General features: G+C 63.9%; 11 protein-coding genes and 1 tRNA gene. 11 read left to right on the top strand and 1 reads right to left on the bottom strand.

Features of this window, described 5'->3' with window-relative positions:
• The first annotated feature begins 41 nt into the window (after positions 1-41).
• The 11 genes from ACP7BL_RS12205 to ACP7BL_RS12155 all read left to right on the top strand — a co-directional run bounded on the left by ACP7BL_RS12205 (position 42) and on the right by ACP7BL_RS12155 (position 13,458).
• A complete protein-coding gene (locus ACP7BL_RS12205) occupies positions 42-977 on the top strand; it encodes a DUF481 domain-containing protein (RefSeq protein ID WP_426258440.1) in 936 nt (311 codons plus the stop codon).
• 46 nt (positions 978-1,023) lie between these two features.
• Positions 1,024-2,232: a hydrolase gene (locus tag ACP7BL_RS12200; protein ID WP_426258439.1), complete on the top strand. Its 1,209-nt coding sequence runs from the start codon at positions 1,024-1,026 to the stop codon at positions 2,230-2,232.
• A complete protein-coding gene (locus ACP7BL_RS12195; RefSeq protein ID WP_033963296.1) occupies positions 2,229-3,245 on the top strand; it encodes an arginine N-succinyltransferase in 1,017 nt (338 codons plus the stop codon). Before ACP7BL_RS12200 ends, ACP7BL_RS12195 begins: the two co-directional genes overlap by 4 nt.
• 6 nt (positions 3,246-3,251) lie before the next feature.
• Positions 3,252-4,505 (top strand): N-succinylarginine dihydrolase, encoded by a 1,254-nt coding sequence (locus ACP7BL_RS12190; protein WP_126849071.1) that lies wholly within the window; start codon positions 3,252-3,254, stop codon positions 4,503-4,505.
• Between the two features lie 65 nt (positions 4,506-4,570).
• Positions 4,571-4,789, top strand: coding sequence for a hypothetical protein (locus ACP7BL_RS12185; protein WP_033963294.1), 219 nt, complete (start codon positions 4,571-4,573; stop codon positions 4,787-4,789).
• A 68-nt stretch (positions 4,790-4,857) separates the two neighbouring features.
• Positions 4,858-5,760, top strand: a complete 903-nt coding sequence (cysD, locus tag ACP7BL_RS12180) for a sulfate adenylyltransferase subunit CysD (protein WP_033963292.1) — start codon at positions 4,858-4,860, stop codon at positions 5,758-5,760.
• A gap of 122 nt (positions 5,761-5,882) precedes the next feature.
• Complete coding sequence (cysN, locus tag ACP7BL_RS12175) at positions 5,883-7,781, top strand: sulfate adenylyltransferase subunit CysN (protein ID WP_126849073.1); 1,899 nt, start codon at positions 5,883-5,885, stop codon at positions 7,779-7,781.
• The gene (locus ACP7BL_RS12170) at positions 7,778-8,533 is read left to right on the top strand and encodes a 3'(2'),5'-bisphosphate nucleotidase CysQ (protein WP_033966597.1); all 756 of its coding nucleotides are present in this window, start codon (positions 7,778-7,780) and stop codon (positions 8,531-8,533) included. Before cysN ends, ACP7BL_RS12170 begins: the two co-directional genes overlap by 4 nt.
• Before the next feature lie 88 nt (positions 8,534-8,621).
• Positions 8,622-9,968, top strand: a complete 1,347-nt coding sequence (locus ACP7BL_RS12165; RefSeq protein ID WP_426258438.1) for an ATP-binding protein — start codon at positions 8,622-8,624, stop codon at positions 9,966-9,968.
• 120 nt (positions 9,969-10,088) lie between these two features.
• The gene (locus tag ACP7BL_RS12160) at positions 10,089-12,548 is read left to right on the top strand and encodes a TonB-dependent receptor (RefSeq protein ID WP_426258437.1); all 2,460 of its coding nucleotides are present in this window, start codon (positions 10,089-10,091) and stop codon (positions 12,546-12,548) included.
• 25 nt (positions 12,549-12,573) lie between these two features.
• Positions 12,574-13,458: a tyrosine-protein phosphatase gene (locus ACP7BL_RS12155; protein WP_426258436.1), complete on the top strand. Its 885-nt coding sequence runs from the start codon at positions 12,574-12,576 to the stop codon at positions 13,456-13,458.
• A 171-nt stretch (positions 13,459-13,629) separates the two neighbouring features.
• Here ACP7BL_RS12155 and ACP7BL_RS12150 read toward each other — a convergent pair.
• Positions 13,630-13,706, bottom strand: a tRNA-Arg gene (locus ACP7BL_RS12150).
• Positions 13,707-13,763 lie beyond the last annotated feature (57 nt).

Here is a 13,763-nt window from a genome sequence, read left to right as displayed (position 1 = left end):
ACGCTATTCCGTTACGGCAATTGCCGCTCTATCAGGTTCGCATGCTTGCCATGCTGATCTTCGCTGCGCCCGTCCTTCTGGGCAACGCCGATCCGGCACCGCCCGTTCAAACCGTACCGACCGCAACACCGCCTGCGCCCGCGCCAATTCCGCCAGCAGTCAAGGCGATGCTCGACGCCGCGATCGCGTCGAACAACGATGGCGAGATCGTCACCGTCGCCAAATATGCCCGCGCGGCCGCCCCCGAGGCGGCCAAGGCGATCGATGCGCAGGTGGCAGCCTGGAAAGCCGCGCAGGAAGCGAGCAAACGCGAGCGGATCGAGGATGCCGGGATTTTCGATCTGTGGCATGGCAAAGCCGAGCTGGGCGGCTATCTCACCACCGGCAACACCCGCGACGTTGGCGTCAGCGGCGCGATCGCGCTGACGCGCGAGAGCGTGCGGTGGCGGCACAAGGTCAATTTCGCCGCCGATTACAAGGAAAGCGGTGGGCTCATCAGTCGCGAGCATTTTCTTGCCGCGTATGAACCGAACTTCAAATTTTCGACGCGCGCCTATGTCTATGGGGCGACGCAGTTTGAGAGCGACCGTTTTCTTGGATATTACGACCGATATTCGGCATCGCTCGGTGCGGGATATAGCGCGCTGCGCGGCGGCGGGTTCAAGCTCGATCTCGAACTCGGGCCAGCCTATCGCAAGACCGATTTTACCGACTCCACCAAGGAGAATAGCGTCGCCGCGCGCGGCTCGGTCGATTTCGGGTGGAAATTGTCGAAAGCGATCAACCTGACCCAGGTCGCTTCGGCCTATGTTCAGAAGGTCAACTCGACCGTCAGCAGCACGACGGCGCTCAACGCGAAACTGATTGGCCCGCTCGCGGCGCAGCTGTCTTATGCGGTGCAATATGAAAGCACGCCGCCCGTCGGCCGGGTCGGCACCGACACCACCAGTCGCGCGGCATTGGTCTATAGTTTCTGACCCGCATGGGGTGGAGCGTGCGCGCGTGACCCGCTAGACCGTCGTCATGGTGGGGATGACAAACGAGGAACGCGCAGCAATCGACCATGTCGCGACAGCGCCAATGCTGGCGCAGGTTGAAGCGTGGTCGGCGATCAATTCGGGCACACGCAATCTCGCAGGCCTGGCCCAAATGGCCGAATTGCTTGTGGCGGCTTTCGGCACGCTTCCGGGGGAGCCGGCGCTGGTTGTCGGCAACGCCGCACAGAACGTCGCCCCCGACGGCACGGTGACGGTGGTCGAGCACGGCAAGCATCTGCACCTGGTGGTACGGTCGGATGCGCCGGTGCAGATTCTGCTGACCGGCCATATGGACACGGTCTATCCGGTCGACCAGCCCTTCCAGACGCTCACCACGCTGCCCGACGGCACGCTGAACGGCCCCGGTGTTGCCGACATGAAGAGCGGGCTGGCGGTGATGCTGGCCGCCCTGTCCGCAGTCGAGGCGAGCCCGCTTGCCCCGCGCATCGGCTATGAAGTCGTGATCAATTCCGACGAGGAAACGGGCTCTTTCTCCTCATCTGCGCTGATTGCCGCAGCCGCGCGCGGCAAGATCGCGGCGCTGACCTATGAACCCGCGCTCCCCGATGGCACGCTGGCCGGCGCACGCGGCGGCACCGGCAATTTCTCGATCGTGGTAACGGGCAAAAGCGCCCATGCCGGGCGCAACCCCGACGAAGGCCGCAATGCCATCGTCGCCGCTTCCGATCTGGCGCTGCGGCTGTTCGCACTGCGTAGCCCGACGCTCGCGGTCAATCCGGCACGGATCGAGGGCGGCGGCCCGAATAACGTGGTGCCCGACCATGCCGTGCTGCGCATCAACTTCCGCCCCGCCGACCACGCCGAGATCGCCCGCGCCCAGGCCGCGCTCGACCGCGTGACCGCGGACGTCGCAACCGCGCACGACGTCTCCATCGCCGTCCATGGCAGCTTCAACCGACCGCCCAAGCCGATCGACCCCGGTGCCGCAAAATTGTTCGCTCTGGTCAAGGAATGCGGCGCAGACCTCGGCCTCGACATTGCATGGCGCGCCACGGGAGGAGTGTGCGACGGCAACACCATCGCGGCATGCGGCGTGCCGGTGGTCGATACGATGGGAGCGCGCGGCGGCGCGATCCATTCGCCCGATGAATTCCTGATCGTCGAATCGCTGCCCGAGCGCGCCGCGCTTTCCGCACTCACGATCCTCCGTATCGCCCAAAGGGGGGCCTTGTGACTCACGTAATCCGCGCCGCGCGCGACAGCGACCTGCAACCGCTTTACGAAATGGCGAAATTGACGGGCGGCGGCTTCACCAATTTGCCGCCTGACCGCGCTGCCCTGCGCGCCAAGCTGGAACGTAGCGCCGCCGCCTTCGCCCGGATCGAGGACAGCAAGGCCGACGATCTGTTCGTGCTGGTGCTGGAAGACCTCGCGACCGGCGAAGTGCGCGGCACCTGCCAGATCTTCACCCATGTCGGGCAGAGCTATCCATTTTACAGCTATCGGCTCGGCACGCTGACGCAGCATAGCAAGGAACTCGGCCGCACCTTCCGCGCCGACATGCTAGGCCTGACGACCGACTTGGAAGGGTGCAGCGAAGTCGGCGGCCTGTTCCTGCATCCGGGCGAACGTGCGGGAGGCCTGGGCATGTTGCTGGCGCGCAGCCGCTATTTGTTCATTGCCCAGCACCGCATGCGCTTTGCCGATCGCGTGCTCGCCGAATTGCGCGGGATCATCGATGAAGCGGGGGGATCGCCCTTCTGGGATGGCCTTGCCGGGCGCTTCTTCGGGATGAATTTCCAGGACGCCGACCAGTTCAACGCGGTGCGCGGGCATCAGTTCATCGCCGACCTGTTCCCCAAGCACCCGATCTACATCGCCATGCTGCCCGAAAGCGCGCGCGCGGTGATCGGCCTGCCCCACCCTTCCGGCCGCGCCGCAATGCGGATGCTGGAGAATGAGGGGTTCGCTTACGAAAACTATGTCGACATTTTTGACGGCGGCCCGACCATGCTGGCCAAGACCGACCAGGTCCGCACCATCCGTGACGCTCGAACCGAGCGTGTGGCGGCGATTGACGGCGATGGCGGTGAACCCGCGCTGATTTCGCGCGGGCGATTGTCGGATTTTCGCTGTACCTATGGAGCCCTGCAAGCGCGCGAGGACGGCGTCGTGCTGGCGCAGGAAACCGCCGCTGCGCTGGGCGTCGCCGAAGGCGATACGATCAGCCATGTCGCGCGGAACTGAACGGGCATGATCCGCGAGATCAATTTCGACGGCATCATTGGTCCGAGCCACAATTATGCCGGGCTCAGCCACGGCAATCTTGCCGCGACGCGCAACGCCGGGGCGACCGCCTATCCGCGCCGCGCCGCGCTGGAGGGCGTCGCCAAGATGCGCGCGAATCTGGCGCTGGGGCTGACGCAGGGTATCCTCCTCCCGCATGACCGGCCTAACCGCCGCTGGCTGGCCGCCCTTTCGACCCGCTATGACGCGGCCGATCCTGTCCTGCAGGCGCAGGCGATGTCGGCCTCGGCGATGTGGGCGGCCAACGCCGCCACGGTGTCGCCCGCCCCCGACACAGGGGATGGACGCTGCCACCTGACCGTCGCCAACCTCGTCACCATGCCGCATCGCAGCCATGAGGCGGTGGAGACGTTGCGCCAACTCCGCCTCGCCTTTGCCGACCCGGCCTTTACGGTCCACGAGCCCATTCCCGCGCCCTTTGGCGATGAAGGTGCCGCAAACCATATGCGGCTGTGCGAACACCATGATGCAGCCGGAATCGAGCTGTTCGTTTATGGCGTATCGGGCGGCGGCTTCCCGGCACGCCAACGGCTTGAGGCGAGCGCTGCAGTGGTGCGCGCACACGCGCTGGACCCGGCCCGCACGCTGTTCATCGAACAGGCCCCCGAAGCGATCGCGGCAGGTGCCTTCCACAACGATGTGGTCGCAGTGTCCAACGAGCGCGTGCTCTTCACGCACGAACGCGCCTTTGCCGATCGCGAAGGCACCTATGCCGCAATTCGCGAACGCGCGCCCTGGGCCGAGATCGTGGAGGTTCCCGCCGATGCCGTCAGCCTGGCCGATGCGATCGCTTCCTATCTGTTCAATGCCCAGCTCGTGACGCTGCCCGATGCGACGATGGCGCTGATCGTGCCGCAGGAGGCGCGGGAGAACGCGGCCGTGTGGCGATGGCTGCAAACGATGCTTGCAGGCAACGGCCCGATTCGCAGGGTCGAGGTGGTCGACGTACGCCAATCCATGGCCAATGGCGGCGGCCCCGCTTGCCTGCGGTTGCGGGTCGTGGCGGATCCGGCGCGGGTCGACACCCGTTTTCTGGTGGACGATGCGCGGCTGAATCTCATCGCGCAGGTGATCGAACAGCATTGGCCCGAGGCGATTGCGCCAGCCGATATTGGCGATCCCTCGCTTGTCGACCGCGTCGGCGCAGCGCGCACCGCGCTGCTGGAGACGCTCGGAATCGTCGAGTTAATTTACAAGTAACCATTCAGAACAATCACAAAGCACGCAAATCCGCCATTGGCCCGACGCTTGCTTAACCCTTTTGCATGTGGACAAAATTCTGCAGCCTGTTCGTTATCAAGAACAAATTCGAAGCGTTCGCGGTGATCTATGCGCTGGCGCTCGGCGCGGTCGAGCGCGGGGTGCATTACCTCCAGCAATATCCGGGTATTGGCGGCTGGCTGCTGTTCGCGGTGTGCCCGATCGCCGTGTTCATGGCGGGCGCGCGTATCCTCGACTCGGTCGAGCACAACAGCGCCCCTTGAGGCCACTTTACGCGACAACAGGATAAGTTGATCGCACATCGGTCGTTCTGCTCTATCTGGAGCAGATCATGTCCGTCGCCCTGACCCATCTCCAGCGGCTCGAAGCCGAAAGCATCCACATCCTGCGCGAAGTCGCCGCCGAGGCCGAGCGCCCGGTGATGCTCTATTCTGTGGGCAAGGATTCGGCGGTTATGCTGCACCTGGCGAAGAAAGCGTTCTTTCCCGGCGTCCCGCCTTTCCCCTTGCTGCATGTCGACACGACGTGGAAATTCCGCGCGATGTACGACCTGCGCGACCGCGCGGCGCAAGCGGCGGGGATGGAGCTGATCGTCCACAAGAACCCCGAGGCCCAAGCGCAGGGCATCAACCCGTTCGACCATGGCAGCCTGCACACCGATCTGTGGAAGACCGAGGGACTGAAACAGGCGCTGGCCGCAGGCGGCTATGACGTCGCCTTTGGCGGTGCGCGGCGCGACGAGGAGAAGAGCCGCGCCAAGGAACGCATCTTCAGCTTCCGCTCGGCCAGCCAGCGCTGGGACCCCAAGGCACAGCGGCCCGAACTGTGGCACCTCTACAATGCGCGCAAGGCGAAGGGCGAGAGCATCCGCGTCTTCCCGCTGTCCAACTGGACCGAGCTCGACATCTGGCAATATATCCTCGCCGAAGACATCGAGATCGTCCCGCTCTATCTCGCGGCACCGCGTCCGACGGTGGAGCGCGATGGGGTGCTGCTGATGGTGGATGACGAGCGCTTTCGGCTCGCTCCCGGTGAAGTGCCGGTCGAGCGGTCGATCCGTTTCCGCACGCTCGGCTGTTATCCGCTGACTGGCGCAGTGGAGAGTACGGCATCGACCTTGCCCGAGGTGATCCAGGAAATGCTGCTGACGACCACATCGGAACGCCAGGGCCGCGCGATCGACCATGATCAGGCGGCGAGTATGGAAAAGAAAAAAGCGGAGGGATATTTCTGATGGCGACCAGCACTTCTCCCTCTCCCCTCCGGGGAGAGGGTCGGGGAGAGGGGCAATTACACGCGCCATTCCTCGACACAGCCCCTCTCCCCAACCCTCTCCCCGGAGGGGAGAGGGAGTATTTGCCAGACGCCCTCATCGCCTCGGACATCACCGCCTATCTCCTCCAGCATCAGCGCAAGTCGCTACTGCGCTTCATCACCTGCGGGTCGGTCGATGACGGCAAGTCGACCCTGATCGGCCGCTTGCTCTACGATTCGCGCGCAATTTTCGCAGACCAGCTTTCCGCGCTGGAGGCCGACAGCAAGCGTGTCGGCACGCAGGGTCAGAATATCGACTTCGCCTTGCTGGTCGACGGGCTCGCCGCCGAGCGCGAACAGGGCATCACGATCGACGTCGCCTACCGCTTTTTCGCCACCGAAAAACGCAAATTCATCGTCGCCGATACGCCGGGCCACGAACAATATACCCGCAACATGGTCACGGGTGCCTCGACCGCCGATGCCGCAGTGATCCTGATCGATGCGCGCAAGGGCGTGCTCACCCAGACGCGCCGCCACAGCTTCCTCGTGCACCTGCTGCGCCTGCGCCACGTGGTGCTGGCGGTGAACAAAATGGATCTGGTCGGCTATGATCAAAGGGTGTTCGACACGATCGTCGCCGATTACCGCGCCTTTGCCACCGCGATCGGTATCACCGATTTTACTGCGATCCCGATTTCGGGCTTTGTCGGCGACAATATCGCCAGCCGATCGGACGCGATGCCCTGGTATGCCGGCCCGTCGTTGATCGAGCATCTCGAGAGGATCGATGTCGAAACCGATGTCGCACAGGCGCGACCGTTCCGCATGCCGGTACAATGGGTCAACCGGCCCGACCTCGATTTTCGTGGTTTTTCGGGTCTGATCGCGAGCGGTCGCGTAAAGCCTGGGGATGCCGTGCGCATCCTGCCCTCGGGCCGCATCAGCCATATCGCGCGCATCGTGACGATGGACGGCGATTTGCCCGAAGCGGTGGCGGGGCAATCGGTCACGCTGACACTGGCCGACGAAGTCGATTGTTCGCGCGGCGATGTCATCGCCACTGCCGACAATCCGCCCCAGGTCGCTGACCAATTCCAGGCGACGATCGTATGGATGGCGGAGACGCCGTTATTGCCCGGGCGCAGCTATTGGCTGAAGCTCGGCACCCAGACGGTCAGCGCGACGGTGCAGGAGCCGCGCCACGCGATCGACGTCAACACGCTGGCCGAATTGTCGGTCAGGACGCTCGCCCTCAACGATATCGGCGTGGCCGAAGTCTATACCGATCGCGATCTGGTGTTCGAACCGTTCACCGAAGGTGCCGATCTTGGCGGCTTCATCCTGATCGACCGCGCGACAAACGCCACCGTAGCTGCGGGAATGCTCCACTTCGCGCTGCGCCGCGCGCAAAACGTGCACTGGCAAGCGGTCGACATCACCCGCGCCGCGCACGCCGCGCAAAAAGGCCAGACGCCGCGCCTGCTGTGGTTCACCGGCCTGTCGGGATCGGGCAAGTCGACGATCGCCAATCTGGTGGAAAAGAAACTGTACGCGCTCGGCCGCCACAGCTTCCTGCTCGATGGCGACAATGTGCGCCACGGTCTCAACAAGGATCTGGGCTTCACCGACGCCGACCGGATCGAGAATATCCGGCGCGTCGGGGAAGTCGCCAAGCTGATGACCGATGCGGGGCTGATCGTACTGACCGCCTTCATCTCGCCCTTCCGCGCCGAACGCGAGATGGTACGGGCGATGCTGCCCGAGGAATTCGTCGAGATCTTCGTCGATACGCCGCTGGCCGAGGCGGAGGCACGCGACGTGAAAGGCCTCTATGCCAAGGCCCGCGCGGGCAAAATCGCCAACTTCACCGGGATTTCGAGCGCCTATGAAGCGCCCGAACGCCCCGACATCCGCATCGACACGTTGCGCGAGAGCCCCGAAGCCGCCGCCGAGCGGATCGTCGGACATATTATGGGCGTGTGGAGTCCCGACCTTTGAGTGCGCAAACCGACGCCCAACTCGCCCGCTCGGTCGCGCTTGCCGCTGGCGAACTGCTGCTTGGCCTCTGCAAAGCAGGGGCGTGCGCCGATACCGAGCTTGGCGATCGCGGGGATGCCGAGGCCAATGCGCTGATCCTGCGGCTGCTCCACGCCGCACGACCCGATGACTTTATCCTGTCGGAAGAGGCACGCGATGATGGCGCGCGCTGCGCCGCGCAGCGCGTATGGATCGTCGATCCGCTGGACGGCACGCGCGAATTTCGGGAACGGCGCGCGGATTGGGCGGTGCATATCGGGCTTGCCATCGACGGTGCTCCGGTGACGGGGGCCGTGGCCCTGCCCGCCGTACAGCGCGTCTTTGCCACCGACGATGCCTTCGCCTCTCCCCAGCCCGCTCCGGCGCGCCCGCGCATGGTGGTCAGCCGCACGCGCGCGCATCCGCTGGTGCTGCGTGTCGCCGCGGCGATCGGCGCGGATCTGGTGCCGATGGGGTCGGCAGGAGCAAAAGCGATGGCGGTGGTGCAAGGCGATGCCGAAATCTACCTGCACACCGGCGGGCAATATGAATGGGACAATTGCGCGCCCGTCGCGGTGGCCCAGGCGGCGGGCTTGCATGCCTCGCGCATCGACGGATCGCCGCTACGCTACAATTGCCAAAATCCGTTGCTGCCCGATTTGCTGATCTGTCGCCCGGAATATGCGAGGCCGGTGTTGGCGGCGGTCGCGGCGGAGAATCCCGCGTCGGGATGAACCCCCTCGAAACGGCCAATTGTTTCGATGGTGAATCGGCATTAAACCTCGCCTGACCGGACGCCCGTCCGCTCGGGGAGATACATCGGTGCGGCTGTTTTCGGGACTGTTCCTGCTGCTGGCAGGTCAGGCGTTGCTGGTTGCCGTGCTGCCAGGCAGCGCGCTGATCTTCAACCTGCAGCGTGGAGAGCATGCCTATCTTGAAGCGCAGGATCGCCAGTCGCTCGTCGCGTTGAGCGCCCTGATCGCGTCACAGATTCGCGCGGGCACGCCTCTGGCGGGTGCCTTGTCGGCCGCGCAGGAGTTGGAAGATCACAACACCGGGGTCGGCGACGCGCTCCCTCCGCTAAAGAACCGCGTCGCGCTCTATACCGTGACGGGTCAGCGCCTGGCAGGGGCGGCACCGGATGCCGACGGTGTCCGCGCTACCCATCCGGTGACGCTGGCCGGGCAAACGCTCGGCGTCCTCAAGATTGTCTCGGGAAGCGCGGAGACCCAGGCAAGCTACGCCTTCGTCCGCGATCAGCTGCTGGGGATCGCGGTGGCCGCATTCGCAACGCTGCTGATCCTGCTTGGCTGCGGCCAGGGTATCGCTGCGCGCTGGACGCGCCCGCAACGCGCGCTATTTCGCGCCAGTCGGGCGATTGCGCATGGCGATTTCGAAACCGATTTCTCCGAAACCGGCCCGGTCGAAACGCGCGCGACCATGCGCAACCTCAGCCACATCGCCCGGCGGTTCGACCGGCTCGAATCCGCACGACGGACATGGTTGGTGGCGGTGTCCGAAGAATTGCGGGTTCCCGTTCTTCGGCTCGGTGAAAACGTTGCCGCGTTATACCACAAGATGCCGGACAATCAGCGGGATTTCGCCGAGGTGGCGGAAGGCGTGCAACGCTTGCAGGAAATGGCGGAGGATCTGCACGCCGTCGCGTTGGCCGATCTCGGTCGCCTGCCCGTTACCTTCGCCACGGTCGATCCGGTCGCGCTGATCCACAATGCGGTGTGGGCCAATAGCCGCCGCGCCAAGGCGCAATCGGTGTCGGTAGAACCCGGGCAATTGCCGTCCACGACGGTGCTGGTGAAATGGGACGGTGCCCGGATCGAGCAATTGTTCACCGCGCTGATCGAAAGCAGCCTGCGCTACACGCCAGCGGGAGGACGCATCGCTCTGGGGCTTGAGGGGCATCGCAATGCCTGGCGGCTGATCATCGACGACAGTGCGCCGGGCGTCGACGTCGGGCTGGCGCAGCAATTGTTCGAGCCCTTCTATCGAACCACCAAATTGCCGGGAGAGTCCGTCACCACCTCGGGTCTTGGCCTTGCCACGGCCCAAGCCATCGTCGAGGCCCATCACGGGCGGATCGAGGCCGGGCACTCTCCGCTGGGCGGCTTGCGCGTCACGGTCATTTTACCGACGACACCGCCAAGCGCCTGACGGCCAAGGGCGAATTTTTCCATAATTGTGCATCGCAACATTTTTGAACGATATTCATAACGCACACGACACGAAACACGCACACGGGAGCCCCGACAGTTCTTAAGAACGGGGGATCCAATGAACATCAAGCACCACACTGTAACGGCTCGGCTGCTCGCGGCGACCGCATTTTGCTCGATCATCGCCGTGTCGCCAGCCTATGCGGCCACTGCACCCGAGACCAAGCCGACCGTGCCCGCCGCCGCCAGCGAAGGGGACCAGCTTGGCGACATCGTGGTCACGGCTGAGAAGCGGCCGCAAACCGCGCAAAGGACTCCGATCTCGATTTCGGTGCTGAGCGGAGCCGATCTTGCAAACCGGCATGTCGTTTCGCTCGCCGATCTCACGGACGGTTCGATCCCGTCGTTGAAGGTTGCGCCTTTCTATTCGCGCAACTCCGCGCTGATCGTGAATATTCGCGGTGTCGGTGTGCTGTCGGACGGCAACCAGCCCGCACGCGACCAGGGTGTCGGTGTGTACGTCAACGGCGTCTATCTCGGCCGTGCGCAGGGCCTCGGCACCGCGCTGTTCGACATTGACAGCCTGGAAGTGCTGAAAGGCCCGCAAGGCACGCTGTTCGGTCGCAATACCGAAGGCGGCGCGATCAACATCACCACCAAAAAGCCGACCGGGGAGTTTCACGCAAACCTGATCGCCGGGGCCGGCAATTTCGGCAGCTACAAAGCCGAGGGACATATCGACTTGCCGTCGGTCGCTGGGATTGCGCTCAAGATCGATGGAGTCGTCAGCCACCGCGATCCGCTGGTGAAAAACACGTTGACGGGTGCATCGGGCTTCAATGCTTACGACAAGCGCGGCGTTCGCGTGGAAGCGCTGTGGAATCCGACATCGGATTTCAGCGCCGATTACGCGTTCGACACCTCTTATGATGCCTCGACGTCGCTGTATCTGCAGTTGCTTGCTCCCGGTAGCAACAAGCAGGCACCGCTCGGCACCGTTCAGGCGACACGCGCCGACGTCGCCAATGTCGGCGTGCCGGAACAACCGAGCGTCGGCAAGGTTCACGGCCATGAGCTGACGCTGGAGTATAAGCCCTCAAATACCCTGACGTTGAAGTCGATCACCTCCTATCGCTCGCTGACGCAGAGCCAATATGACAATGGATCGGCCGCAACGACCTTGTCGAACGGCACGGGCGTGTTCACGTCCAAGGACGCAAGCGGAGCGACCGTGCCACTGCTATTCGCCCGCTACAGCCTCGCCCAGTTCCGCCAAAATCAGATCAGCCAGGAATTTCAGGCCATCGGCGAGCTGCCGCGCCTTAAATATGTCTTTGGCGCGCTTTATTATCAGGAGCGGGTTCAGGATAACGCGCAGGCCTTCTTCACCAATCAGTGCACCGACACGACCTGCACCAATTACATCATCTTACCGCAAAACTTCCGCACCGACGTCGTCAATTGGGCAAGCCTGCCGCAGTCCTATGATTCGCAGCGCATCGACCGCGCCAGCCATGTCACCACCACCAGCGTCGGTGCTTTCGGTCAGGCGACCTACACCCCCGCGCTCTTGGACGACGCGATCCACGTTACCGGCGGCCTGCGCTGGACGCGCGATGCCAAGCATGGGCAACTCTTTACAGTGAACGGGGCGACCCCGGTGGTCTTCGGCGTCAGCGGCACCCGCTATCTCGATGCGCATTGGTCGCGCGTCGATCCGATGGTCAACGTCCTCGTCGACGTGTCGCGCGACATCCATGTGTATGGCAAATGGAGCACGGGTTATAAATCGGGCGGTGCAAATTCGCGCTCGCTGCAATATCTCGCCTTCAATCCCGAAACGGTGTCGGTGTTCGAAGCCGGCCTGAAGACCGAGTTCTTCAACCGCCACGCGCGCTTCAACGTTTCGGCCTATGCCGGGACGTATAAGAACGTGCAGGTCGATTTCTCGGGTCTGTATGAGACGATCGTCGGCGGTGTGCTGACGCGCAGCAACCGCACGACCACCGAAACGCTCAACGCACCGGGCACCGGTGGCATCCACGGCGTCGAGGCGGATTTCAAGCTCACCCCAGTCCCGCATCTGACGCTGGGCGCATCCTACGCTTATACCTATGTCCGCATCCCCTCGACCGCCAATCCCTTCCCGGCAACCGCAGGCGGCACGGTCAACAACACCCCGGTCCCGATTTACCAGACCTACACGCCGAAACATGGGGCAAGCGGCACAATCGACTATGAGGTGCCGCTCCAGGGTGCCACGGTCCGAGCGCATCTCGACGGCAATTATGACAGCGGCTTCTATGCCAACGGAAACGACGTCCTCTATCTGGGCGCGGGCAACCCCGGCAACGTGTACCAGCCAAAGGGCGACAGCGCGTTCATCGTCAACGGCACGCTGGCGCTGGCCGATATCGACATGGGCCGGGGCGACGCGCGCGTGACGGTCTCGGTCTGGGCGCGCAATTTGTTCAACGAACAGCATGTGTTCTACCGGGCGCTCAGCCTCACCAGCGGTTACAACGGCTTCTTTAACGAAGCGCGGACCTTCGGCGGGCAGGTGCAGGTCAAGTTCTAAGACGATCCGATCCCGGAGACAGACCATGAAGATCGCCCCGTTTCGACTGAGACTTACCTTTGCCGCAATGGCTGCGGTAATGTTGGCGAGCGGGGCGGCAGGTCTGCCCGCCCGGGCCGATACCCCGATCGCAACGGCGGCACCGCATGAGCGGTTGCTGCCGTTGCAGGGCGGACGCAACTTTCGCGATCTAGGCGGCTATCGCACCGCCGATGGTCGCCACGTCAAATGGGGCCTGCTGTTCCGCTCCGGCTCGATGCACGGACTGACCGACAGCGATTATGCCTATCTCGAACGGCGCGGCATTCGTGTCGTGTGCGACTTCCGCGACACGCGCGAGCGCGCTTCCGAGCCGGTCAACTGGCCCGCAGCGGGCGCACCGCACGTGCTGAGCGCCGATTACAAACTCGACATGGCGGGCTTCATGCCGGCCGGACCAATGAAAGACTGGACCGCCGAATCCGCCCGCGCGGCCATGGCGGCGAGCTATCCGCATATGCTGGTGCAGTTTCACGACCAATATCGCCGGATGTTCGATGAATTGCTGGCGGGCCATGCCCCGCTCGCTTTCAACTGTTCGGCTGGCAAGGACCGCACCGGCGTCGCCGCCGCGCTGTTGCTGACTGCGCTTGGCGTGCCCCGCGCGACCGTGGTCGAGGACTATCTGCTTACCAACCGCTATCTCAACGCCAGAACGCTGCTGGCGAAGGACAGCAAGGCGACCGCCGGTTCGATCGGCCAAATGCCGTCACCGGTGATGCAGGCGCTGCTCAACGCCGATCGCAGCTATATCGAGGCCGCCCTGAAGGTGCTCGATTCGCATCGCGGCGGCGCGCGCGGCTGGCTCCGCGACGAAATGGGATTGTCGGACGCAGACCTCGCCCGCTTGCGCCGCGCCTATCTCGAATGACGCCTATCCTTCCCCGACATCGGGGAAAGGGCAAAACCTAGCAGGATCTTTTGAAAAGCGAACGCGCACACGGCGTAGCGGCGGCGTCCGTCGCTGCGGCCCGCCGCCGTGCCTGTCGCGGCGTTGCCGGAAACCCCGGTAACGTCCTGCGATCAGACACTTTTGAAAGAATGGTGCACCCAGAGCGATTCGAACGCCCGACCCTCAGATTCGTAGTCTGATGCTCTATCCAGCTGAGCTATGGGTGCGTGGAGACGCGCTGTTAGCGGCGTCTTTTGAGAGATGCAAGTGCGTTGCGTGACCTT

Origin of the sequence: Sphingomonas sp. DC1600-2 (assembly GCF_049897605.1) — a bacterium.
In the GTDB taxonomy this organism is placed as follows: domain Bacteria; phylum Pseudomonadota; class Alphaproteobacteria; order Sphingomonadales; family Sphingomonadaceae; genus Sphingomonas.
The sequence above is the reverse complement of the archived record's forward strand: the minus strand, read 5'-3'. Positions and strand labels throughout refer to the sequence as shown.

Bases quoted from the DNA above. Each gene is read 5' to 3' on its own strand.
- ACP7BL_RS12205 (WP_426258440.1), top strand. From the start codon at position 42: ATGCTTGCCATGCTGATCTTCGCTGCGCCCGTCCTTCTGGGCAACGCC.
- ACP7BL_RS12200 (WP_426258439.1), top strand. From the start codon at position 1,024: ATGGTGGGGATGACAAACGAGGAACGCGCAGCAATCGACCATGTCGCG.
- ACP7BL_RS12190 (WP_126849071.1), top strand. From the start codon at position 3,252: ATGATCCGCGAGATCAATTTCGACGGCATCATTGGTCCGAGCCACAAT.
- ACP7BL_RS12185 (WP_033963294.1), top strand. From the start codon at position 4,571: ATGTGGACAAAATTCTGCAGCCTGTTCGTTATCAAGAACAAATTCGAA.
- cysD (WP_033963292.1), top strand. From the start codon at position 4,858: ATGTCCGTCGCCCTGACCCATCTCCAGCGGCTCGAAGCCGAAAGCATC.
- ACP7BL_RS12160 (WP_426258437.1), top strand. From the start codon at position 10,089: ATGAACATCAAGCACCACACTGTAACGGCTCGGCTGCTCGCGGCGACC.
- ACP7BL_RS12155 (WP_426258436.1), top strand. From the start codon at position 12,574: ATGAAGATCGCCCCGTTTCGACTGAGACTTACCTTTGCCGCAATGGCT.